Genomic DNA, 21,504 nt, shown 5'->3' with positions numbered 1-21,504 from the left:
CGCGCCATGCCGACATTCCGCACCCTGTTCGCCGCCGGGCTTGCCGCTCTGGCTGCGCTTCCGGCGTCCGCCGCCACCCTGTTCATGGGGTCCTATCCTGACCAGTTGCTGATCTTCGACGAGGGCAAGGCGGCGGTCACGGGCAAGATCAAGCTCGACACCGGCCTGCCCACGTCGATGCTGCTGTCCGACGATGGCAAGCGCATCTACGTCACCACCATCACCACCAGCGGGATCGAGGTGATCGACACCGCGACGCGCAAGGTCGTCAACAAGTTCAGCCTGAACGACGGCGTTACCCGCTATCGTTTCTGGGGCGGGGCGGCGGACCCGACCGGCCGCTATTTCTATACGGTCATCACCCGCTTCGACAAGGAAGTGGACCGCTACAAGGTCAGCAAGCCTATGTACGGCGTGATCGACCTCAAGCTGCAGAAGGTCGTGCGCACCGCCGAGATCGACAAGGAAGACGAGAAGGCCGGGGGCGGATATCGCGCCGCCTATAAAGTGTCGCAGGACGGGAAATATCTCTACCTGTTCGGCGACAAGGTGCTGATCCTGAACCTTGCCGACCTCAAGGTCATCGACCGGATCGACCTGGCCAAGCCGGAGGGCACGGGGCTGGAGAATGTCGGTTTCGGCGGCGCGATCGACACGATCCGCACGCCGGGCCAGTTCGTGTCGCTGTTCAACGCGGCCGACCCCTATATCCACAACAAGATGTTCGGACTGGCCCGCTTCGACCTCAACAGCCGGCAGTTCGACTTCACCCCGATCGGCCCCGCGCCGGACAATATGGCCGGGCTGCAAATGACGCCGGACGGCAAACAGGCCTATACCGTCGTCACCAACGGCAAGCTGGGCAACAAGCGCTGCGAATTCTGGCACATGGACATGACGACCAATGCGGTGGTGGACAAGGCCGAGTTCCCCTGCCGTTCCCGCTTCCGCTTCGGCATGTCGATGGATGGGACCAAGCTCTATATCTACGGCGCTAGCTATGATGTGGAAGTCTATGACGCCAGGACGCTGAAGCTGGAAGCCACCTGGGACCTGGGCAACGACACCACCGGCGCGGGCATGGTTGCGGTGGAATGACGACCATCGCCATCCGGGGCAGCGGCATAGCCGCCAGAGGATGTGCCTATCTCTTGGGTAGCGCGGGCCTTCGGGTCGCAATCGAGGAAGTCCGCCGCCCGTCCGTGCCGACCATCATGCTCAGCGATCCGGCCCTGAGCCTGATCCGCGGCGTGTTCGATCGGCCGGACCTTTTTTCCGACCGCCCGCGCGTCAAGCGACGGGTGGTCGCCTGGGGCGGCCCGCCGGTGGTCGTGCCGCATGGCGCAGCGCTGGCATCGGAAGAAGCCGTGCAGGCGGCCTTGCCTGCGGTCGCTGATTCGGTGGTTGGCCCCACAGACTTCACGGTCCATACCGCGTCACCTTTGCCCTTGGGGGAAATGCGCTTCTTCGGCGAGCGGGATGCTGTGGCGGCGAAGGTGAAGCTGCGCGATCCGGCCTGCGCGGAAGAGGCGCGGATCGAAGCGGTGGCAGACGGCTGGCTCTACCTGGTGCCGGCGGAGGCGGGGGAAGGCTGGCTGCTGGGGGTCGGCGGTTCGATCGACGCGCTGCTGGGGCAGAGCGCGTTGATCGCGCCGGTGGTGGATGGTGTGGGGACGGCGTCCACGCCTTTCCTCGCCGCGCCGCGCCTGCATCTGCCGCTGCATGGCACGGACTGGCTGGCGTGCGGCACGGCGGCTTTGGGCTTCGACCCGATCTGCGGCGACGGCATCGCGCAATCGGTGCGCGAGGCGATATTGGCGGCGGCGGTCGTCACGGCCATAACCGAGGGCGGCGACCGGGCTGCGTTGCTGACCCATTATCAGTCCATGCTGATCGCGGCGATGCGGCGGCATTTGCTGCTCTGCGCGCAGTTCTACGCCAATGGCGGTCAGGGTGACTGGTGGCGGGCGCAGCAGGACGCGCTGATGGCGGGGCATCACTGGTGCACCGGGCTGCTGGCGAAGTTGCCGGAGCCGCGCTTCCGGCTCGACGGTTTTCGCCTGGCGCCAAGGCAGGCGGCGGCGTGAGCCTTCGAGCGTCCTTCGCCCATAGATCGTCATTCCCGCGAAAGCGGGAACCCATGTCTCGACACGCGGCTGCCGTGCCGATGGCGCATTGGGTCCACGCTTTCGCGGGGACGACGAAAGAAAATTGCGCATTCTCTATCTCGGAAGGGAGAGACGCGGCGTGACCGCTCCAATCCCGCCGCCCGTCGCCGACTGGCGCACCTACCGGCGGCTGGCGCCCTTCCTCAAACCCTATCGCGGCGCGCTGCTGGTGGTGCTGGCGATCAGCCTGCTTTCGACCGCGCTGGGGCTGGCGCAACCTTATCTGTCCAAGCTGATGATCGATCAGGCGCTGCTCAAGCGCGACATGGGGGCGCTGGTTCGGATCGCCGCGATCATGATTGGCGTCACCATCGCCGGGTTCGGCGTCAACATCCTCGCCAGCTATCGCTATGTCGCACTCTCCGCCGCGATGCTCTATGACATTCGCGCGGCCTTGCTGCGGCACCTCCAGACCCTGTCGCCGCGCTTCTATGGCAGCTTCCGGCTGGGCGACCTCATTTCCCGAATGAACAGTGACGTCAGCGACGTGCAGCGGATCGCGTCCGATACCTTGTTGTCGGTGGTCAGCAACCTGCTGTTCTTCGTCGGCTGCGTCGCGATGATGCTCTGGCTCGACTGGCGGCTGTTCCTGGTCAGCGTGGTGCTGGTGCCGGCGAGCCTGGCGACTTTCGCTTATTATCAGCGCCGCCTGACCGCGCTGACCCGCGACATGCGGGAGCGGGGCGCGGACCTGGGCAGCCTGCTGGTCGACACGGTGATGGGGATGCGGGTCATCGCCTCCCTGCGCGCGGGCGAGCATGAGGTGGGACGGTTCAAGGCGAAGAACGACGCCTTCGTGGCGTCGATGCTGCGGATGCAGGTCGCCTCCTTCATGACCGGCGCGCTGCCCGGCACGCTGATGACGGCGGCGACATCGGCGGTGATCCTCTATGGCGGCTGGCGGATCATAGAGGACGGCATGAGCATCGGCACGCTGGTCGCCTTCATGACCTATCATATGCGGCTGCTCTCGCCGATCCAGACGCTGATGGGGCTGACGTCGGGACTGGCGTCGGCGCGGGTGTCGCTGGGGCGTATCTTCGAACTGTTCGACACAAAGCCCGATGTGATGGAGCGTGCCGACGCCGTGCCGTTGGCGCGTGCCGGGGAATTGCGCTTCGAGCGCGTCGCGATGCGCTATGATCGCGACGCGGTGCTGCGCGACGTCGACCTGGCGATCGCACCGGGCAGCCTGTGCGCCATCCTGGGTCCCAGCGGCGCGGGCAAATCCACCATGGCCGACCTGATGGTGCGCTATCTCGATCCCGATAGCGGGCGCATCCTGATCGACGGCCGCGATCTGCGTGTCTATCGGCTGGACGATCTGCGGCGGGAGATCATCCTGGTCGATCAGGCGCCCTATCTGTTCAACGATACGATCGCGGCGAACATCGGCTTTGCCATGCCGGACGTGACGCAAGCGCAGATCAAGGTGGCGGCCCATGCGGCGGGGCTGGACGGCTTCATCGCCAAATTACCGGATGGCTATGAGACGCGCGCGGGTGAACGCGGCATGGCCCTGTCGGCGGGCGAGCGGCAGCGCGTCGTGCTGGCGCGCGCGCTGCTGCGGCGGCCGAGCATCCTGATCCTCGATGAACCGACATCGGCGCTGGATGGCGAGACCGAACAGCTTGTGGCCGGGCGGTTGCGCGGGGCGCTGCCCGATGCGACGATCATCGTCATCACCCACAAGCCGATGCTGGCAAAGATGGCGGACTGTATCGTCCGGCTGGAGCAGGGGCGAGCGGAAATGACGCTGCGGGCAGAGGTGGTTCATGCCTGACCCCATCCGCATCGCCGTCATCGACAGTGGCGTGCATCCGGCGCATCCACATATCGATGCCGCGCGGCTGCTGCCGGGGATCGCCATTGCCGGGGACGGCTCCGTCAACGACATGGACAGCGGCGATCGCCTCGGCCACGGCACCGCCGTCACCGCTGCGATCCAGGACCAGGCGCCGGACGTATTGTGCCTGCCGATCCGGGTTTTCCATGATGCGCTGCGCACGACCGCGCGGGCGCTGGTGAGCGCGATCGACTGGGCGATCGAGGCGCGGGTCGATCTTATCAACCTCAGCCTTGGTAGCATGAACCCGGCGCATCGTGACCTGTTTGCGCAAGCGGCCGACCGGGCGCAGGCGGCAGGCGTGCTGATCGTCGCTGCGCATGAGGCGGAGGGCGCGCCCTGTTATCCGGGCAGCCTGCGCCAGGTGCTGGGCGTGTCGCTGGACTGGGATTGCCCGCGCGACCATTATGAAGTGCGGGATGGCCTGTTCCATGCCTCCGGCCACCCCCGGCCGATCCCCGGTGTGCCGCAGCGGCGCAATCTTCAAGGTGTCAGTTTCGCTGTCGCGAATATGAGCGGCCTGCTGGCCCGCGGCGGGCGACCGGAAATCGCCCGCTATCTGGGTCAGGCGATCCCGAACCCCATCACCCGCTCGACCATCCAGAAACAGCCGATCGCGCCCACGGCGTAGAGCGCGGCGGCGCGGACTGGCGTGGCCAGCGACACGGCGCGCAACCCCGCCAGCGTCGCCATGATCGCCCCGACGAACAGCAATTGCCCCGTTTCCACGCCGATATTGAAGAAGACCAGCGCCGGCAGCTTCTCGCCCGCCTGCACGCCCAGTTCGCCCAGCGCCGTCGCGAAGCCCAGCCCATGGAGCAGGCCGAACAGCGACACGACGATCAGTTGCCGGTTGAAGGCGAAGGCCTGTTCCCCCTTGTCGACCAGCAGGGCTTCCCGCGCCATGAAGGCGATGGACAGGGCAATGGCGGCCTCGACCGGCGGCACCGGCACGCGCACCAGTTCGAAGAAGGCGACGGCCAGCGAGATGGAATGGCCGGCGGTGAAGGCGCTCACCAGCCAGAGCAATTGCCGCCCGCGCGCCAGCAGCGCCAGGCAAAGGACGAAGGCGAGGTGATCCCAGCCCAGCCAGATATGCAGCACGCCCTGTTGCAGAAATTCCGGTGCGATGCGGGAGATCGGTCGCGCTTGCGCCATGGTTTCGCCGACCGGCACGGATATGCCCCTGGCGTCGCCGGTCAGGCTGCGGTCGATCTGCGCGCCCATGACATTGGTGACGAAACGTCCGCCGTCCGCCTTCCAAGGCGTCTGGATCATGTCGCCGGCAGCGAATGGGCGGTCGCAGGCCAGTTCATAGGCATATTGGGCGCGGCCGCCGCTGGTCTGGCGGCTCATGCCGCTCTGGCGGCAGCCGTCGGGCAGGGTGATCGGCGCGGGCTGGCCGACGGCTTCCGGCACGGCGGCGGTGAATTCATATGTGTTCGGGTCTTCGCCGCGGGTCAGGGCGAAGTCGGCGGACAGGAAGATGTCGGCCATCGCCGTCCCCGGCAACAGCATGGCGAGCGCGAGCAGGAGGGAGGCGAGTCCAAAGCAGAGTCTGGACCATATCTTGTCTTGATTGGCATGTTCCCCGGCGAAGGCCGGGGTCCAGTTCTGCGGTCGAAACTGGACCCCGGCTTCCGCCGGGGAACACCATGCTTCCGTCTGCAAGAAACTGAGCCTAGTCTTCCACCACATCGAACTTCTCCTTGAGCTTGCCGACCGCCTGCTCAATCGCGGCATTGCTGTGGGCGATCATATAATCCTGGCGCACCTGATCCTTGATCGCGGGGAAGGGGATCATGGCGGATGCGATACGTTCGCTCTTCCGGACGAAATGCCAGCCGCGCGGGGACTGGATCGGGCCGATCCAGCGGCCTTCGGGCGCGTCTTTCAGCGCATCGACGAAGGGCTGGCCGAAAATGCCGCGCACCATCGAATCGCCATAGCGGGGGAAATCGCGGCCCAGCCAGAAATCATCGCCGCCGATCGCCTGACCAGCGTTCAGTTGCGCGCGCAACAGCGCCGCATCGGCGGGTTCCTGCTGGCGGAAAATCTGGGTGAAGCTGGTGCGCGGCTCGGCGCGGTAGAGGTCCAGATGATCCGCATAATGATTGACCAACTGTTCCTCGCTCGGTTCGGGCGGAGCGCCGGCGATCAGGTAGCGGACCTTGTCCACCAGCCGCTTGCGCGTCTCGCCATCGGTCAGGTGCATGTTGCGATCGATCGCTTCGCGGAACAGCAGTTCCTCGGCGATATAGTCGGCTTTCAGCCTGGCGCGGTCGGTAGCGGTGGCCTTGCGCCCGGTCAGCGTCTCGAAATCGGCGACCTGCGCCTGCTCGATCTCCGGCGTGAAGAGGATGGGCGGCTTTTCCAGCCGCTGGACGATCTGATAACCGCCGAACAGCGCAACGCCGACAGCCAGAAAGGCGAACAGCGGATCGCGGACGATCCGGCCCGCCAGCCGCATCGGATGGATGCGCTGTCCTGACATCATGGTCCTGGTCGCTGCCGCTATGTTCATGCGGCATTTTTACGGGGAAGCGGCTGACCTTGGCCTACGTCAAATGACGCATACGGGGGCTTGCGGGCTTTCCATAGCCTTTGAGCGACCGAATTGCCGCAGCGCCGCCACATGGCCTGCCATGGGAGATCTTCACATCATGATCCGTTCCAGGCTGCTTATGCTTGCCACCGCCTCCTGCGCTCTGGCGCTGACCGCCTGTTCGGGCGGCGGCGGTTCGAATACACCGACGGGCGACAGTGTGTCGGTGGGCGTGCTCCAGTCGCTGACCGGCACGATGGCGATCAGCGAAATCACGGTGAAGAATGCCGAAATGCTGGCGATCGAGGAGATCAACGCGACCGGCGGAGTCATGGGCAAGAAGATCAATGCGCTGGTGGAAGATGGCGCATCCGATCCCTCCACCTTCGCGCAGAAGGCGTCGAAGCTGATCGAGAGCGACGGCGTGTCGACCGTGTTCGGCGGCTGGACCTCCGCCAGCCGCAAGGCGATGCTGCCGGTATTCGAGCGCACCAAGAACCTGCTCTGGTATCCGGTGCAGTTCGAGGGCAATGAATGTTCGCCCAACATCATGTATTCGGGCGCCCAGCCCAACCAGCAGGCGCTGCCCGCGCTCGAATGGGCGGTGAAGCAGGGTTATAAGAGCTATTTCCTGGTCGGGTCTGATTACGTCTATCCCCGCACCGCCAACCTGATCCTGAAAAAGCATATCGAGAAGGACGGGATGAAGGTGCTGGGCGAGGCCTATGTGCCTTTGGGCGGCACCGACTTTTCCGGCGTGATCGCGAAGATCAGCCAAGCCAAGCCCGCCATCATCATCAACACGCTGAACGGCGACAGCAACGTCGCCTTCTTCAAGCAACTCCAAGCCGCGGGCATCAGCCCCAAGACGCTGCCGGTCATGTCCTTCTCGATCGGCGAGCAGGAAGCGCAGGCGATGGGCGCGGGCCTGGTCGAGGGCAGTTACGCCGCCTGGAACTATTTCCAGAGCCTGCCGAGCGATGCGAACAGCAAGTTCATCGCCGCCTACAAGGCGAAGTTCGGCAAGGACGCCGCGATCACCGACCCGATGGTCCACGGCTATCTCGACGTCTATGCGTGGAAGGCGGCGGTCGAGAAGGCGAAAAGCTTCGATCCCGATGCCGTGCGCAAGGCGGCGGCGTCGCTGGGCGGTTTCGACACGCCGATGGGCAAGGTTAGCTTCGCCGCCAACCAGAGCCTGGTGCAGAAGGCCTATATCGGCAAGCTGAAGGCCGACGGCCAGTTCGAGATCATTGCCGACAGCGGCAAGGACATCGCGCCGGAGCCTTATGACGCGCTGGCGTTTCCGGGCAAGAGTTGCAGGCTTTGAGGGCGGGCCGCTTCTTACTCCCCTCCCTTCCAGGGAGGGGCCGGGGGTGGGTGGTGAGCGCAGCGAGCCTCCTACGGAGGCTACCCACCCCTAACCCCTCCCTTGAAAGGGAGGGGAATAGGTAGATTTATGGACGCCCTTTTCCTCAACCAGCTCTTCAACGGCGCTTCGCTGGCCTCGCTGTACCTGCTAGCCGCGCTGGGCCTCGCGCTGTCCTTTGGCCTGATGCGCGTCATCAACATGGCGCATGGCGAGATGCTGATGCTGGGCGGCTATCTCGCCTGGATGACGTTGCTGGTGGTGCCGGGCGCTTTGGGCATCATTCTCGCCATCCCGGTCGCCTTTATCGGCGCGGCGGCGATGGGGGGGCTTATCCAGTCCACGCTGATCCGCCGCCTGTCTGCTCGCCCGCTCGACACCTTGCTCGCGACCTGGGGTGTCAGCCTGATCCTGCAACAGGGCGCCCGTGACCTGTTCGGCGCGATCGGCGTGGAGGTGCGCGCGCCCGAATGGCTGTCAGGCAGCTTCACGCTGGCGGGCATCACCCTGCCTTCGGCGCGCCTCTTCATCATCCTGATCGCCGCGCTGGTGCTGGGCGCGCTCGCCCTGCTGCTCCTGAAGACCCGTATCGGCCTGCTGGTCCGTGCGGTGAACCAGGACCGGATGATGGCGTCGGCCGTGGGCGTCGGCGTCAGGCGGGTGGACTTTACCGTCTTCTGCCTCGGCTCCGGCGTCGCGGGGCTGGCGGGCGTGATGCTGGCGCTGCTCGGCCCCGTCACCCCCAATGTCGGGCAAAGCTATATCATCCCCGCCTTCCTCGTCGTTGTGATGGGTGGCCTGGGCAGTATCGTCGGCACCACGGCGTCCGCGATCATCCTTGGCCTCTTCGCCGCGCTGGCGCAGATTTTCGTCGATGTCAGCGTCGCCCAGATGCTGCTGCTCGTTTTCGTCATCCTCTTCATCCAGGTGCGCCCGCAGGGTGTCGTCGCCGTAAAGACCCGCCAACTCGATGCCTGATTTGTCCCGCCTTGACCCTTTGAAACCGATCCTGCCCTGGCTGTTGCTGGCGCTTGGGTTGGTCGCGCCTTTCGCGCTGTCCTCCTATGATCTCAACCTGCTCGCCCGCTTCATGGCGATGGGCATCCTCGCCCTCGGGCTGGTGCTGATCTGGGGGCATGGCGGCATATTGAGCCTGGGGCAGGGCGTGTTCTTCGGCCTGGGCGGCTATGCCATCGCCATCCATATGAAGCTGGCGGACCTGCCGCAAGGGCAGATTCCCGACTTCATGCTGTGGAGCGGGCGGGAAAGCCTGCCCCTCTGGTGGGAACCCTTCACCAGCCCAGCCTTCACCATCGCGGCGATCCTGATCGTGCCGACGCTGGCGGGCGCGCTCTTTTCCTGGGCCGTGTTCCACCGCCGCGTCGGTGGCACCTATTTCGCGCTGATTACACAGGCGCTGGCGCTCGCCTTCTCCACCCTCATCATCAGTCGGCAGGACGTGACCGGCGGCTTCAACGGCCTGACCGATTTCACGTCCGTCTTCGGCTTCGGCCTTTCCAGCCCCGGAACGGGACCGGTGCTCTACTGGGTGACGCTGGCGATCCTATGCGTGGCCTTCATCGGCCTGCGCTGGCTGCTCGCCTCGCGCTTTGGCATATTGCTGCGCGCCGCGCGCGACGGCGAGAATCGCGTCCGCTTCCTCGGCTACAGCCCGACGCCGTTCAAGGTCGTCGCTTTCGCCATAGCCGCGATGCTGGCGGGCATCGGCGGCGCGCTCTTCACCCTTCACGCCGGGGTCGTCTCACCCGCCTTGATCGGTGTCGTCCCCTCGATCGAGATGGTCGTGTGGGTCGCGATCGGCGGGCGCTACAGTCTGGCGGGCGCGATCGTCGGCGCGCTGCTGGTCAACTTCGCGCGCGACGCGGTGTCCAGCGCCTTCCCCGAACTCTGGCTCTATCTGATGGGCGCGCTTTTCATCTTCGTCGTTACCCTGTTGCCACAGGGCCTCGCCGGCCTTGCGAAAGGAAAGGCGGCATGAGCGGTTCAGCCGTCTCCGACCTGCTGCTCAGCGTCGATGGCGTCACCATCGACTATAGCGGCTTCAAGGCGCTCGACAATTTCAGCATGACGCTCAATCGCGGCGAAACCCGCGTGGTGATCGGCCCCAATGGTGCGGGCAAGTCGACCCTGTGCGACACGATCATCGGCCGCGTCCGCCCCAGCGAAGGCCGTGTAATCTTCAAGGGTGAGGAGATCCAGCGCCTGCCCGAACAGACGATCGTCGCGCGCGGCATCTGCCGCAAGTTCCAGGCGCCCGGCGTGCTGCCGACCCTCAGCGTGCGCGACAATCTGGCGCTCGCCGCCCGCCGCGACCGCCGTTGGTGGAAGAGTCTGGGCACCGGTATCCCGACCGCCGAGCGTGAGGCGGTGGAAGAAGCATTGGAGACGGTTGCGCTGACCCATCGCGCCGATGTGGAGGCGGGCACGCTCTCCCACGGCGAGAAGCAATGGCTGGAAATCGCGATGGTGATGGCGACCGGCGCGGAACTGCTGCTGCTGGACGAGCCGACCGCGGGCATGGGACCGGCCGAAACCAGCCGCACCGCGCAACTGATCCTGGGCCTTGGCGCCAGCCGCACCGTCCTCGTCATCGATCATGACATGAGCTTTGTCGAACAGCTTGCCGCCCCCGTCACCGTCATGCACCAGGGCAAATTCCTGAAGCAGGGCAGCATCGCCGAGGTGCGCGCCGACCCCGAAGTCGCCGCCGTCTATCTGGGCCACACCGCATGAGCGCGCCGCTGATCGGCATCACCGGCCTGTCGAGCGCCTATGGCCAGAGCCAGGTGCTGTGGGACGTCGACCTGTCGCTGGAGCGTGGCAAGGTCATGGCGCTGATCGGCCGCAATGGCGTGGGCAAGACGACTTTGCTGCACGCGATCATGGGAACACGCCCCGCGATCGGCGGGACGATCCGGTTCGACGGGACCGACATCAGCACATTGCCCGCGCATAAAAGGGCGCGCGCGGGCATCGGCTTCGTGCCGCAGGGGCGGCATGTCTTCCCGCAACTGACCGTCATGGAAAATCTGGAGACGGGCCTGTCGGCGCTGGCGGGACGTGGCAAAAGCGGAACCGGGGTGCCGCAGCATATCTTCGATCTTTTCCCCAAGCTGTGGGATATCCGCGCCCGCGCCGCTGGCTTCCTGTCGGGCGGCGAGCAGCAGCAATTGGCCATCGGCCGCGCGCTGGCGGGCGAACCCAGCCTGCTGCTGCTGGACGAGCCGACCGAGGGCATCCAGCCCAATGTCGTGCAGCAGATCGAGGCGGCGCTGGTCCATGTCCGCGACGAACTGGGCATGACTGTGCTGGTGGTGGAGCAATATCTCGATTTCGTCTGGCGCTTCGCCGACCGCTACAGCGCGATGCAGAATGGCCGGATCATTCGCCAGGGCGCCATTGCGGATGAGAGCGCCAAGGATGTCGCGCATCTGGTGCAGATTTAGGACTGATGGACATTCAGGTTAAAGCGGAAGCCTCAGCCTCATTTTCAACGTCATGCCGGACCCTTCGACAAGCTCAGGGCAGGCTTGATCCGGCATCCAGAGTCGCAGGCGACACCTTTTGTGACCCTGGATGCCGGATCAGGTCCGGCATGACGGCCTGGGAAGCGCCAAAACTGTGAATGTCGATCCGCCGTAGGAAAGCATAACAAAAATACCGTCATCCCCGCGAAGGCGGGGATGACGGAAATAGTAAGCCTTCCGTATATCCCTATTCCGACAGCGCGATGTCCATGTCCGCCAGCGCCAGGCGCAGCAATTCCGCCATGCTGTTGCGCGCGGCGGCTGTGTCGCGGGCGGCGATGGCGCGGTGGACGGCCTGGTGGTCGGGCAGGGGGTCGCGTGGCATCAGCTTCTTGCGATGTTTGAAGGTGGTGGTCCAGCTTACCGCCGCGCCCACCGAACTCGCCAGCGCCTCCAGCGCGTCATTATGCGCGGCGGCGAGGATGGCGTGGTGGAAACGCTGGTCGGCGGCGCGGCCTTCGGGCGTGGACAGGCCATAGCGGGCCATTTCGGCGAGCGCCGTGTCCATCACCGCCAGTTGCTCGTCGGTGCGGCGGCGGGCGGCGAATTCCGCAGCGGCGGGTTCGATCACGCCGCGCAATTCGAACAGGTCGCGGATGAAACTGGCGTCCGGTTCCCCCGCAAACATCCAGGCAAGCATTTCGGGGTCCAGCACATTCCAGCGCGCGCGGGGCAGGACGCGGGTGCCGGCCTTGGGGCGGCTTTCCAACATTCCCTTGGCAATCAGGATGCGCACCGCCTCGCGATAGGCGGTGCGGGAGACATGGAGGCGTTCGGCCGCCTCTATCTCCCCTTCGAACAGGTCGCCGGGCTTGTGCTTGCCGGTCAGGATGGCGGTGCCCAGGTCGCGGGCGATCGCCTGATGGATGCGGAGCGAGCCTTCGTCCGATCCGAACTTGCGTTCCGGCCGGTCCTTTCGCTCGCTCCCCATCATCTTCCCCTTATGTTCAGTCCTCGAATGCAGCCGTAGGACAATGTCGCCCACAAAGGAAGGCGTCCGCTACCAGTCGCAGCGGCGCGGTGTCGGCGTCGATAGCCTTGTCCGCCACCAGGCCGACGAAGCGGCGGTACATGGTCGGATATTCCTCGTCCGGCGCCTTTAGCTGCACTTCGCCGTCGAGACGCAGCGTATTGCCGCCCTCGGACAGGAGCAGGCTGCCCTTGTCGGTTTCGACCGCGATGTCCCAGGTCTGGGGGCCGGTCTGGCGCCAGTCGAACACGGTGTCGATCGGCGCGCCCGATGCGGTGGCCATGGCCAGCGTCGCGCCGATCGGCGCATCCTTGTTGGACGGCACCTCAAGGCTGGCTGACAGGACGGTGACGGGTTCCGGCACGATTTCGGTCAGGATCGACAGGGCGTTGATGCCCGGATCGAACACGCCGAAACCGCCCGCTTCCCAGATCCAGGGCTGGCCGGGATGCCAGTGACGGACATCCTCGCGCCACTGGATCGAGATGCGCTCCACCTTGCGCTGCGCGATCCACGCCTTGGCCTGGGCGACGGCGGCGGCGTAACGGCTGTGCCAGCTTGCATAGAGCGTGACGCCCTGCGCTTTCGCCAGCGCGGTCAGCGCCTCCACTTCGGACACGGTCGCGCCCGGCGGCTTTTCCAGGAAGACATGCTTGCCCGCCAGCAGCGCCTGCCGGGCCGCCTGGTAGCGGACCTGCGGCGGCTGGCAGAGGATGACGGCATCCATGTCGGCTTCGCCCGCCAGCATCGCGCCGAGGTCGGGGTAATTATTTACCCCTTCACCCTGCGCGTTGCGGCTGGCGATGGCGACCAGTTCGATGCCGTCGATCTTCTCGATCGCGGGCAGGTGCTGGTCGCGCGCGATCTTGCCGAGGCCGACGAGACCGGCCCGGATCGTCATGCGGCGACTTCCAGCTTGCCTTCCACGCGGCGCGTCAGGCTCCAGGGGTTGGCGTTTTGCAGCGCGGCGGGCAGCAGCGCATCGGGCACGTCCTGATAGCAGACGGGGCGCAGGAAGCGCATCATCGCCAGCGTGCCGACCGAGGTCGAACGGCCATCGGCGGTCGACGGGAAGGGACCGCCATGCACCATGGCATGGGTCACTTCGACGCCGGTCGGCCAGCCGTTGGTCAGGATGCGGCCGACCTTGCGGGACAAGGTGGGCAGCAGCTTTGCGGCATCGCCTTCATCGCCTTCGCCGATCTGGAGCGTCGCGGTAAGCTGACCTTCCAGGCCCGCGATGGTCGCGATGATTTCCTCAATGCTGGAGCATTTGATGAGGACCGAGGAGGAGCCGAAGACTTCTTCCGCCAGCACCGGGTTGGACGAGAAGGTCGCGCTGTCGGTCGCGAAGAAGGCGGCCTGGCCACGGTTGACGCCTTCCGGCTCGGTGCCGCGGGCGACGGTGGTGACGCCATCGGCGCCGACCAGGGCGGCGACGCCCTTTTCATAGGCGTCGTGGATGCCCGGCGTCAGCATGACCTGCGGCGCGGCGCCCGACAGGGCGGCGGCGGCAGCAGCGACGAAGGTGTCGAGATCGGGGCCGTCGAGCGCGATGACCAGGCCGGGGTTGGTGCAGAACTGGCCCGAACCCATGGTCAGCGAACCGACAAAGGCGGTGCCGAGTGCTTCGGCCTTCGCCGCCAGCGCGCCGGGCAGCAGCACGACCGGGTTGATCGACGACATTTCGGCATAGACCGGGATCGGTTCGGCGCGTTCGGCCGCGATCTTCATCAGTGCCGTGCCGCCACCGCGCGAGCCGGTGAAGCCGACGGCCTTGATGCGATGGTCGGCGACCAGTGAACCGCCCAGCGCGCGATTGGCGCCCGGCAGGTAGGAGAAGACGCCCTCATGCAGGCCAAGCGACTTGACTGCCGCCTGGATGGCGCGGGCGACCAGTTCGCCGGTGCCGGGATGGGCGCTGTGGCCCTTGACGATGACGGGCGAACCGGCGGCGAAGGCGGAGGCGGTGTCACCGCCCGCGACCGAGAAGGCGAGCGGGAAGTTGGACGCGCCGAAGACGGCGACCGGGCCGACCGAATGGTTGACGCGGCGCAGGTCGGCGCGCGGCAGCGGCGCGCGATCCGGCAGCGCCTTGTCGATGGTGGCGTCGAGCCAGTCACCGAGACGGACATAAGAGGCGAACAGGCGGAGCTGGCCGACGGTGCGGCCACGCTCGCCCTCCAGCCGGGCGCGGGGCAGGCCGGTTTCGGCCATGGCGGTTTCGATCAGCAGGTCGCCGATGCCGACGATATTGTCGGCGACATTTTCCAGGAAGGTCGCGCGGGCGTCGGGCGACAGGGTGGAGAAGCTTTCGAACGCGGCGTCGGCCAGCGCGGCGGCTTCCTCGACCTCAGCGGGCATGGCGCTGGAAAAGGCGACGTCGCCCTTTCCGCCGGTGGCCGGGTTGATGGCGTAGAAAGGCTCGCCGCCGCTGCGCTCGCTCGCGCCGATAAGGATGGCTCCGTTGAACATGGCTATCTCCTGAAGGGGGTCAGAATGGTCTGGCTAGACGATCGCGCCGATAAGAGCTGATCGATTTGCGGCACAAGTGATGCAAAAATGGCGAGGATGGGGAGGCCGTGAGATGGATAGCCATCCCCATCCTTTCAATGGGCAGTGCGTGGATCAGTGGTTGTCGCGCGGCAGGCCCATGGTCTGGGCGATGCGCTGATATTTCTCCGCGCCTTCCAGGATGGCGCCGGTGTTCATCTGGCCCACGACCGAGCGCTGGATTTCCTGCCAGGGGGTCTGCGATGCGGGATATTGGAAACCGCCCGCCGCCTCCAGCTTCGCTCGGCGATCGGCCAGTTCCGCGTCGGGGATGAGGACGTTCACGGTGCCGGCCTTCAGGTCCATGCGGACGCGATCGCCGGTTTCCAGCAGCGCCAGGCCGCCCATCGCCGCCGCTTCGGGCGAGGCGTTGAGGATCGACGGGCTGCCCGACGTACCCGACTGGCGACCGTCGCCGATGCAGGGCAGGGCGGATACGCCTTCGGTGATGAGATAGGCGGGCGGGCGCATGTTCACGACCTCGGCCGCGCCGGGATAGCCGATCGGACCCGCGCCGCGCATGAACAGCAGCGTGTCGGCGGTGATGCCGGTGGCCGGATCGTCGATGCGGTGGTGATAATCCTCCGGGCCGTCGAACACGACTGCCGGGCCTTCAAAGGCTTCGGGATCGTCGGGGTTGGACAGATAGCGGTTGCGGAACTCGTCGCTGATGACGCTGGTCTTCATGACCGCGGCGTCGAACAGATTGCCCGACAGGACCAGGAAGCCGGCTTCCTCGACCAGCGGCTGGGCGAAGGGACGGATGACCTTTTCATCCTCAATCTCCACGCCCTTGCAATTTTCGCCCATGGTCTTGCCGTTGACGGTCATCGCGCCTTCGCGGATCAGGCCTTGCTCGATAAGCTGGCTGACGACGGCGGGAACGCCGCCGGCGCGATAATAATCCTCGCCCAGATATTCGCCGGCGGGCTGGAGGTTGACCAGCAGCGGCACCTTGTGCCCGACCGTCTCCCAATCCTTGAGCGGCAGGTCGACGCCGATATGGCGGGCGATGGCGGCCAGGTGGATCGGCGCGTTGGTCGATCCGCCGATCGCCGAGTTGACCACGATGGCATTGTGGAAGGCGTCGAGGGTCAGGATGTCCGAGGGCTTGAGGTCTTCGGCGACCATGTCGACGATGCGCTTGCCGGTCAGATAGGCGACTTCCTGCCGATCGCGATAGGGGGCGGGGATCGCCGCCGAACCGGGCAGCATCATGCCCAGCGCTTCGGCCAGGCTGTTCATGGTCGATGCCGTGCCCATGGTGTTGCAATAGCCGGTCGACGGGGCCGAGGAGGCGACGAGCTTGATGAAGCCTTCATCGTCGATCTTGCCGGCGGCCAGCAACTGGCGCGCGTGCCAGACGATGGTGCCCGAACCGGTGCGCTCGCCCTTGTGCCAGCCATTGAGCATCGGGCCGACCGACAGGGCGATCGCCGGGATGTTGACGGTGGCGGCGGCCATCAGCAGCGCCGGGGTCGTCTTGTCGCAGCCCGTGGTCAGCACCACGCCGTCGAGGGGGTAGCCATAGATTGCTTCGACCAGGCCCAGATAGGCGAGGTTGCGGTCAAGGCCGGCGGTCGGGCGCTTGCCGGTCTCCTGGATCGGATGGACCGGAAATTCGAGCGCGATGCCGCCCATTTCGCGAATGCCCTCGCGGATGCGTTCGGCCAGCACCATATGATGGCGGTTGCATGGGCTGAGGTCGCTGCCGGTCTGGGCGATGCCGATGATCGGCTTGCCGCTGCGCAGTTCGTCCAGGCTGAGGCCGAAGTTCAGGTAACGCTCAAGATAGAGCGCGGTCATATCGATATTGTCGGGGTTGTCGAACCAGGCGCGGCTGCGCAGCTTCGGGGCAGTCTTGGGCGAATCGCTCATTGTGGCATCCTGACGAAAATGGCGGGGCGCATGACGCGCGCTTGGCCTTCAGATATACTCAGACAAATGGAAATTCAAGGACGCATGAGGTCTTAGATAGGAAAATCGCGGTCATTGCCGGATGTCGGGCCATGGCGCGGTTTTCCACGGCATCAACCGATATGGTCCGATGCCGGGCAGGGATTTTTTGCCGATGCGCCGTCATGGACCTTTTGTCCATCATCTGCGCTCTTGAAACGGGCAGGACAGCGGCGCATGGAACGGCGATGACAGCATCTGCCTTCCGTTCGTCCGCCGGGGGCAACCCGCGCGCCATTGCTCGCTGGCTGCTGGCCGTGGCGGCCCTGGTCTTCTGCATGGTGGTGGTGGGCGGCATTACCCGCCTGACCGAATCGGGCCTGTCGATCACCCAATGGAAGCCGATCAGCGGGGCCATCCCGCCGCTGACCCATGAGCAGTGGATGGAGGCGTTCCGCCTCTACCAGCAGATTCCGGAATATAAGGAAATCAAACGGGGCATGACCCTCGGCGATTTCCAGTTCATCTTCTTCTGGGAATGGGCGCATCGGTTGCTGGGGCGGTTGATCGGCGTCGCCTTCGCCTTGCCGTTGACCTGGTTCGCGTGGAAGCGCGCGATCCCGGCGGGTTATGGATTGCGTCTCACCGCGCTGCTGGCGCTGGGCGGGTTGCAGGGCGCAATCGGCTGGTGGATGGTGGAATCGGGTCTGTCGGTGCGTACCGATGTCAGCCATTATCGGCTGGCGGTGCATCTGCTGACGGCCCTCTTCATCATGGGCGGGCTGATCTGGACCGCGCTCGACCTGCTGGCGCTGGCGCGTTATCGGGCCGCGCGACCGGCAAGGCTGCGCCCCTTCGCGCTGGTCGTTCTGCTGGTCCTGTTCGTGCAATTGCTGTTCGGCGCATTTACCGCCGGACTGGACGCGGGCTATGTCTCCAACACCTGGCCGTTGATGAACGACCATCTGGTGCCGGAAGGGATAAGCTGGGCGGGATCGCTCTGGGCGACCATCTCCTCCGATCCCTATCTGGTCCATTTCATCCATCGCTGGTGGGCCTGGGTGACGGCCGGGCTGCTGCTGATGCTGGCGCGGCGGGCGAAGCGGGCGAGGCAGCGCGGGCCGTCGATCGCGATCAACGCCACGGTCGGGATGCAGATACTACTCGGCATCGCCACCGTCATCAGCGGGATCGCGCTGCCACTGGCGGTGCTGCACCAGGCGGTGGGTGCGCTGGTGGTTGCGTCGGCCGCATGGGGCGCCCACGCCATCGGGCGGCGCCGCGCATGAGCCATCCGTTCGCGCAGGGGGATTGCCTGTCATGAAGGCGTGGAGCCTGCCGCTCATGCTGCTCGCCATGGCGGCGCAGCCCGCCGCCGCCGAACTTGTTCCCATTGCCTTCGCGCCGCCGGTCGGCCGCGACCTCGCCTATCGCATCGACCAGCATCGCACCGTGGACGGGCAACAGAGCCGGTTCAGCGCCACGCGCAGCCTGCGCTTCGAGCGGGCGGAGGGGACGGGCGGGGGCTATGTGCTGCACGCCGCCCTGCGTACGATCGACAGCGACGCGCCTTCGGCCGCGACCGAATCCTATCGCGCGGCGCTGACGCCGCTGATCGGCGTGGAGATGGGCTTTCGTGTCGATGCGACAGGCAAGATCGTCGGGCTGGACGATATGGACAGGGTCTGGGCGTCGGTCGACCAAGGGCTGGCGCGGATGATGAAGGGCTTCGCGCCCGGCTCTTCGCAATATCGCGCGGCAAGCGCGGTGCAGGCACTCTTTGCCGGCCTGTCCCCGGAGGGACGGTTGGCGCTGCTGGCCGGAGAATATCAGCCGCTGTTCCTGTTCGCGGGCGGCGAGGTGGAGGATGAGGCGGCCGGGCGCGGCGTGCGCACCGTGGCCGGATCGCCGCTGGGCCGGCCGGTGAAGGTCGAAGGCGTGCTGCGACTGGAAGCCCGTGAGGGTGGACGGTTCCGGCTGGAGGAAAATCTGGCAGGAGACGGCGTGCAGGTGCGGGTGCGCTACGGCCTGTCCACGCAGACCGGCATGGTTGAGGATCAGACCCGCGACCTAACGCTGGGCGGCGGAACCCTTACCGAAACGCGCGCATTGCGCGAAACCGACGCCGCCGTCCGCTGACGCGGGTCAGGGACGGACGGTAGCGTTGGCGGCTTCGGCGGGTCCCGCCGCTGCCTTTTCGGCCTGACCCTGGGGCGCAAAGGCGCGCAGGCTGGTCAGCAATTTCTCGGCAATGCCCTGATATTGCTCGCTCAGCATTTCGGGATAGACGAAGGTTGCGGTGACGATCGATCCATCGGGCTGCCGGAGCAGGCGGATGGCGACATTATTGCCTTCGCCGTCATTGGCGGTACCGCGATATTCATTGTCGCCGACGAAATCGCCGTCCACGCCTTCCGCGCCGTTGCTGACCGTGTTGACGATCTGCTGGAGCGTCTGGTTCTGGTCATTCTTCTGCCAGAAGATGCGGACATCGGCACCGGCGCCGGGGTCCTGGTAGACGACGCCGTCGGCATTGCTCGCGGCCTTGTCCCTCTCCCACCCTTCGGGCAGCGTGACTGAAAAGCCGTGCGCCAGATTGACATAGTTGCGGCTGTCGGGGGTTTCGTCGGCCTGCTGGTTCGCGATTGCGTTGGCGGCTGCGGCATTGGCGGCCGCGGCCAGTTCCTCCTGGCTTGGCATGTCGGCCACCGGTTCGGTGCGGCCACAGGCGGCAAGCAGCAGGACGGGCAGGCAGACGGCGAGAGGAGCATGTTTCATGATCCGTCCAAAGCATAGGCGCGGACAGATTTCAACGCTGTTGCCCAAGGTTGCACGACAGCCGGTTCAAGCGGCGCTGTCGATGCCCAGTTCGGCGAGCTTGCGGTAGAGGGTGGAACGCCCGATGCCCAGGCGCCGGGCGACTTCGGTCATCCGGCCGCGATAATGGCCGATGGCGAGGCGGATGACATCGGCCTCGATCTCGGCAAGCTGGCGGACATGGCCGTCGCTTTCGAACAGGGTGATGCCGGCGCCGTCGCGATGGGGCTGGCCTACGACACGCGGGCGGGCGGCGATGCGATCGGCGGCTTCCCCGATCCGGATCTGCGCGGCGATCTGCGGGAAATCCTGTGGCGTCAGCGCGTCGCCCTCGCACAGTATGGCGGCGCGGAACAGGGCGTTCTGCAACTGGCGGACATTGCCCGGCCAGGGATGCTGCATCAGCAGCGAAAGCGCATCGTCGGTCAGGCCCAGGCCGCGCAGGCCCGGCTGGGTCGCGATGCGGGCGAGCAGATGGCGGCAGAGCGCTGGAATGTCGCCCATACGCTCACGCAGCGGCGGGATGGTCAGTTGGACGACGTTGAGCCGGTAATAGAGATCCTCACGGAAGCGGCCCGCCTCGATCTGGTCGATCAGCCGCTTGTTGGTGGCGGCGATCACGCGCACGTCGACATGTACGGGTTGGCGTGCGCCGATTGGCTGCACCTCGCCATCCTGCAGGACGCGCAACAGTTTGACCTGCGCATCGAGCGGCATTTCGCTGACCTCGTCGAGGAAGATCGTGCCCATGTCGGCGCTGGCGAATTTGCCGACATGGCGTTCGAAGGCGCCGGTGAAGGCGCCCCGTTCATGGCCGAACAGTTCCGATTCGACGAGGTTGGCGGGCATGGCGCCGCAATTGACCGTGACCATCGCCTGCTTGTGGCGCGGCGAGGCGGCATGGATGGCGCGGGCGATCACATCCTTGCCGACGCCGCTTTCGCCTTCGATCAGGACGGGCGCGCGGGCGCGGGCCGCCTTGGCCGCGATCGCAAGCGCGGCGCGGAACCGGGGGGCGGAACCGACCACATCCTCGAAGGAGAGGGGGGCGGTGATCTTTTCGGTCAGCGGGCGCAGTTCGCCTGCCGCACCGCCTTCCGCCAGCGTCGCGTTGAGCGCGGCGAGCAGGCGTTCCGGGGCGATCGGCTTGGCAAGATAATCCGTCGCGCCCGCGCGCATCGCATCGACCGCGCCCGCCACATGATTATGGGCAGTCAGGATCAGGATGGGGAGCGCCGGGCGTCGCGCGCGAATCTCGCGGATCAGGCCAGCCGGCTCATAATCGGGACTCCACTGGTCGAGCAGGATGGAATCGAGCCGCATTCCGTCCTGCGTACCCAGCATCGCTATGGCGGTTTCGCCATCCTGCGCGAAGATGGTGCGCCAGCCGGCACGCGCGGCGAGAGCCGAAACCAGCCGCCGTTGCGCCGGTTCGTCGTCGATCAGCATCAGCATCGGTACGCCGTCGCGCGCCATTTCTACCCCTCGATTGCAATCGGCGGTCAATGGTAATGGGCAGCGGTAAAGGTGGACTTAACTCCGAAAGATTTTCTTGTGGTCCGGCGGGTTGAGGGGGCGGCGGCGACAGGATAAGAGATGGCCCGCGGAGAACCAGAGGAAGAGGAGCGAATATGTCGTCTGAAGGACAGATAAAAAGCGCGAACGAAACCTATCATGCTTTTGTCGGCGTGATGAAATGGGGCACCATCGCCAGCGTGGTCGTCGCGGCCATCGTCGTACTGCTGATTTCCAGCTAAAGCTGAGAGTCAGGATCAGGAGGGGGTGCGACAAG

Annotated in this window: 20 protein-coding genes; 12 read left to right on the top strand and 8 right to left on the bottom strand. The window is 65.8% G+C overall.

Going from position 1 to position 21,504, the window contains the following annotated elements; translation table 11 throughout:
* Positions 1 to 6: 6 nt before the first annotated feature.
* From MOK15_RS07915 to MOK15_RS07900, 4 genes are all read left to right on the top strand, one after another.
* The gene (locus MOK15_RS07915; RefSeq protein WP_242931100.1) at positions 7 to 1,098 is read left to right on the top strand and encodes a hypothetical protein; all 1,092 of its coding nucleotides are present in this window, start codon (positions 7 to 9) and stop codon (positions 1,096 to 1,098) included.
* Positions 1,095 to 2,087 carry a hypothetical protein gene (locus MOK15_RS07910; RefSeq protein ID WP_242931099.1) on the top strand — a complete coding sequence of 331 codons (993 nt, stop codon included), beginning with the start codon at positions 1,095 to 1,097 and terminating at the stop codon, positions 2,085 to 2,087. Before MOK15_RS07915 ends, MOK15_RS07910 begins: the two co-directional genes overlap by 4 nt.
* Positions 2,088 to 2,247: 160 nt before the next feature.
* Complete coding sequence (locus tag MOK15_RS07905) at positions 2,248 to 3,951, top strand: ABC transporter ATP-binding protein (RefSeq protein WP_242931098.1); 1,704 nt, start codon at positions 2,248 to 2,250, stop codon at positions 3,949 to 3,951.
* Complete coding sequence (locus MOK15_RS07900) at positions 3,944 to 4,645, top strand: S8 family serine peptidase (RefSeq protein WP_242931097.1); 702 nt, start codon at positions 3,944 to 3,946, stop codon at positions 4,643 to 4,645. The genes MOK15_RS07905 and MOK15_RS07900 overlap by 8 nt, the downstream gene beginning before the upstream one ends.
* Here the strand turns inward: MOK15_RS07900 and MOK15_RS07895 are convergent.
* Positions 4,579 to 5,712, bottom strand: coding sequence for a HupE/UreJ family protein (locus MOK15_RS07895; protein WP_242931096.1), 1,134 nt, complete (start codon positions 5,710 to 5,712; stop codon positions 4,579 to 4,581). The genes MOK15_RS07900 and MOK15_RS07895 overlap by 67 nt on opposite strands.
* Positions 5,696 to 6,511, bottom strand: a complete 816-nt coding sequence (locus MOK15_RS07890) for a peptidylprolyl isomerase (RefSeq protein WP_242931095.1) — start codon at positions 6,509 to 6,511, stop codon at positions 5,696 to 5,698. The genes MOK15_RS07895 and MOK15_RS07890 overlap by 17 nt, the downstream gene beginning before the upstream one ends.
* 166 nt (positions 6,512 to 6,677) lie before the next feature.
* Here MOK15_RS07890 and urtA point away from each other — a divergent pair, with 166 nt between their 5' ends.
* The 5 genes from urtA (at position 6,678) to urtE (ending at position 11,395) form a co-directional block, all read left to right on the top strand.
* Positions 6,678 to 7,889: an urea ABC transporter substrate-binding protein gene (gene urtA / locus MOK15_RS07885; protein WP_242931094.1), complete on the top strand. Its 1,212-nt coding sequence runs from the start codon at positions 6,678 to 6,680 to the stop codon at positions 7,887 to 7,889.
* Positions 7,890 to 8,018: 129 nt separating this feature from the next.
* The gene (gene urtB, locus MOK15_RS07880) at positions 8,019 to 8,906 is read left to right on the top strand and encodes an urea ABC transporter permease subunit UrtB (protein ID WP_242931093.1); all 888 of its coding nucleotides are present in this window, start codon (positions 8,019 to 8,021) and stop codon (positions 8,904 to 8,906) included.
* Positions 8,899 to 9,927, top strand: coding sequence for an urea ABC transporter permease subunit UrtC (gene urtC, locus MOK15_RS07875; protein WP_242931092.1), 1,029 nt, complete (start codon positions 8,899 to 8,901; stop codon positions 9,925 to 9,927). The genes urtB and urtC overlap by 8 nt, the downstream gene beginning before the upstream one ends.
* Positions 9,924 to 10,682 (top strand): urea ABC transporter ATP-binding protein UrtD, encoded by a 759-nt coding sequence (gene urtD / locus MOK15_RS07870; protein ID WP_242931091.1) that lies wholly within the window; start codon positions 9,924 to 9,926, stop codon positions 10,680 to 10,682. The genes urtC and urtD overlap by 4 nt, the downstream gene beginning before the upstream one ends.
* Positions 10,679 to 11,395, top strand: a complete 717-nt coding sequence (gene urtE, locus MOK15_RS07865) for an urea ABC transporter ATP-binding subunit UrtE (protein WP_242931090.1) — start codon at positions 10,679 to 10,681, stop codon at positions 11,393 to 11,395. The genes urtD and urtE overlap by 4 nt, the downstream gene beginning before the upstream one ends.
* 268 nt (positions 11,396 to 11,663) lie before the next feature.
* Here urtE and MOK15_RS07860 read toward each other — a convergent pair whose 3' ends face one another.
* The 4 genes from MOK15_RS07860 to MOK15_RS07845 form a co-directional block, all read right to left on the bottom strand.
* The gene (locus MOK15_RS07860) at positions 11,664 to 12,407 is read right to left on the bottom strand and encodes an FCD domain-containing protein (RefSeq protein WP_242932683.1); all 744 of its coding nucleotides are present in this window, start codon (positions 12,405 to 12,407) and stop codon (positions 11,664 to 11,666) included.
* Positions 12,408 to 12,423: 16 nt separating this feature from the next.
* On the bottom strand, positions 12,424 to 13,347 hold the full coding sequence (locus MOK15_RS07855) for a Gfo/Idh/MocA family oxidoreductase (RefSeq protein ID WP_242931089.1): 924 nt from the start codon (positions 13,345 to 13,347) through the stop codon (positions 12,424 to 12,426).
* Positions 13,344 to 14,921 carry an aldehyde dehydrogenase (NADP(+)) gene (locus MOK15_RS07850; RefSeq protein WP_242931088.1) on the bottom strand — a complete coding sequence of 526 codons (1,578 nt, stop codon included), beginning with the start codon at positions 14,919 to 14,921 and terminating at the stop codon, positions 13,344 to 13,346. The genes MOK15_RS07855 and MOK15_RS07850 overlap by 4 nt, the downstream gene beginning before the upstream one ends.
* Before the next feature lie 153 nt (positions 14,922 to 15,074).
* Positions 15,075 to 16,877: an IlvD/Edd family dehydratase gene (locus MOK15_RS07845; protein WP_242931087.1), complete on the bottom strand. Its 1,803-nt coding sequence runs from the start codon at positions 16,875 to 16,877 to the stop codon at positions 15,075 to 15,077.
* A gap of 266 nt (positions 16,878 to 17,143) precedes the next feature.
* Between MOK15_RS07845 and MOK15_RS07840 the strand changes: the two genes are divergently transcribed.
* Both MOK15_RS07840 and MOK15_RS07835 read left to right on the top strand, forming a co-directional pair.
* Positions 17,144 to 18,184: a COX15/CtaA family protein gene (locus MOK15_RS07840; RefSeq protein WP_242931086.1), complete on the top strand. Its 1,041-nt coding sequence runs from the start codon at positions 17,144 to 17,146 to the stop codon at positions 18,182 to 18,184.
* Between the two features lie 31 nt (positions 18,185 to 18,215).
* On the top strand, positions 18,216 to 19,034 hold the full coding sequence (locus MOK15_RS07835; protein WP_242931085.1) for a hypothetical protein: 819 nt from the start codon (positions 18,216 to 18,218) through the stop codon (positions 19,032 to 19,034).
* Positions 19,035 to 19,040: 6 nt separating this feature from the next.
* Here the strand turns inward: MOK15_RS07835 and MOK15_RS07830 are convergent, their stop codons facing one another.
* Entirely contained in the window at positions 19,041 to 19,673 is a 633-nt protein-coding gene (locus MOK15_RS07830) for a hypothetical protein (protein ID WP_242931084.1), read from the bottom strand.
* A gap of 66 nt (positions 19,674 to 19,739) precedes the next feature.
* Positions 19,740 to 21,188: a sigma-54 dependent transcriptional regulator gene (locus tag MOK15_RS07825; RefSeq protein WP_242931083.1), complete on the bottom strand. Its 1,449-nt coding sequence runs from the start codon at positions 21,186 to 21,188 to the stop codon at positions 19,740 to 19,742.
* A gap of 155 nt (positions 21,189 to 21,343) precedes the next feature.
* Between MOK15_RS07825 and MOK15_RS07820 the strand changes: the two genes are divergently transcribed.
* Positions 21,344 to 21,469 carry an aa3-type cytochrome c oxidase subunit IV gene (locus MOK15_RS07820; RefSeq protein ID WP_242931082.1) on the top strand — a complete coding sequence of 42 codons (126 nt, stop codon included), beginning with the start codon at positions 21,344 to 21,346 and terminating at the stop codon, positions 21,467 to 21,469.
* The last annotated feature ends 35 nt before the right edge of the window (positions 21,470 to 21,504 follow it).

Source organism: Sphingobium sp. BYY-5 (genome assembly GCF_022758885.1).
Classification (GTDB): Bacteria; Pseudomonadota; Alphaproteobacteria; order Sphingomonadales; family Sphingomonadaceae; genus Sphingobium.
The sequence above is the reverse complement of the archived record's forward strand: the minus strand, read 5'-3'. Positions and strand labels throughout refer to the sequence as shown.

Coding starts and splice junctions, on each gene's coding strand:
- urtD (WP_242931091.1), top strand. CDS start 9,924: ATGAGCGGTTCAGCCGTCTCCGACCTGCTGCTCAGCGTCGATGGCGTC.
- MOK15_RS07855 (WP_242931089.1), bottom strand. CDS start 13,347: ATGACGATCCGGGCCGGTCTCGTCGGCCTCGGCAAGATCGCGCGCGAC.
- MOK15_RS07825 (WP_242931083.1), bottom strand. CDS start 21,188: ATGGCGCGCGACGGCGTACCGATGCTGATGCTGATCGACGACGAACCG.
- urtC (WP_242931092.1), top strand. CDS start 8,899: ATGCCTGATTTGTCCCGCCTTGACCCTTTGAAACCGATCCTGCCCTGG.
- urtB (WP_242931093.1), top strand. CDS start 8,019: ATGGACGCCCTTTTCCTCAACCAGCTCTTCAACGGCGCTTCGCTGGCC.
- urtE (WP_242931090.1), top strand. CDS start 10,679: ATGAGCGCGCCGCTGATCGGCATCACCGGCCTGTCGAGCGCCTATGGC.
- MOK15_RS07830 (WP_242931084.1), bottom strand. CDS start 19,673: ATGAAACATGCTCCTCTCGCCGTCTGCCTGCCCGTCCTGCTGCTTGCC.
- MOK15_RS07840 (WP_242931086.1), top strand. CDS start 17,144: ATGACAGCATCTGCCTTCCGTTCGTCCGCCGGGGGCAACCCGCGCGCC.
- MOK15_RS07895 (WP_242931096.1), bottom strand. CDS start 5,712: ATGTGGTGGAAGACTAGGCTCAGTTTCTTGCAGACGGAAGCATGGTGT.
- MOK15_RS07835 (WP_242931085.1), top strand. CDS start 18,216: ATGAAGGCGTGGAGCCTGCCGCTCATGCTGCTCGCCATGGCGGCGCAG.
- MOK15_RS07860 (WP_242932683.1), bottom strand. CDS start 12,407: ATGGGGAGCGAGCGAAAGGACCGGCCGGAACGCAAGTTCGGATCGGAC.
- MOK15_RS07850 (WP_242931088.1), bottom strand. CDS start 14,921: ATGTTCAACGGAGCCATCCTTATCGGCGCGAGCGAGCGCAGCGGCGGC.
- MOK15_RS07915 (WP_242931100.1), top strand. CDS start 7: ATGCCGACATTCCGCACCCTGTTCGCCGCCGGGCTTGCCGCTCTGGCT.
- MOK15_RS07890 (WP_242931095.1), bottom strand. CDS start 6,511: ATGATGTCAGGACAGCGCATCCATCCGATGCGGCTGGCGGGCCGGATC.
- MOK15_RS07820 (WP_242931082.1), top strand. CDS start 21,344: ATGTCGTCTGAAGGACAGATAAAAAGCGCGAACGAAACCTATCATGCT.
- MOK15_RS07900 (WP_242931097.1), top strand. CDS start 3,944: ATGCCTGACCCCATCCGCATCGCCGTCATCGACAGTGGCGTGCATCCG.
- MOK15_RS07910 (WP_242931099.1), top strand. CDS start 1,095: ATGACGACCATCGCCATCCGGGGCAGCGGCATAGCCGCCAGAGGATGT.
- MOK15_RS07845 (WP_242931087.1), bottom strand. CDS start 16,877: ATGAGCGATTCGCCCAAGACTGCCCCGAAGCTGCGCAGCCGCGCCTGG.
- urtA (WP_242931094.1), top strand. CDS start 6,678: ATGATCCGTTCCAGGCTGCTTATGCTTGCCACCGCCTCCTGCGCTCTG.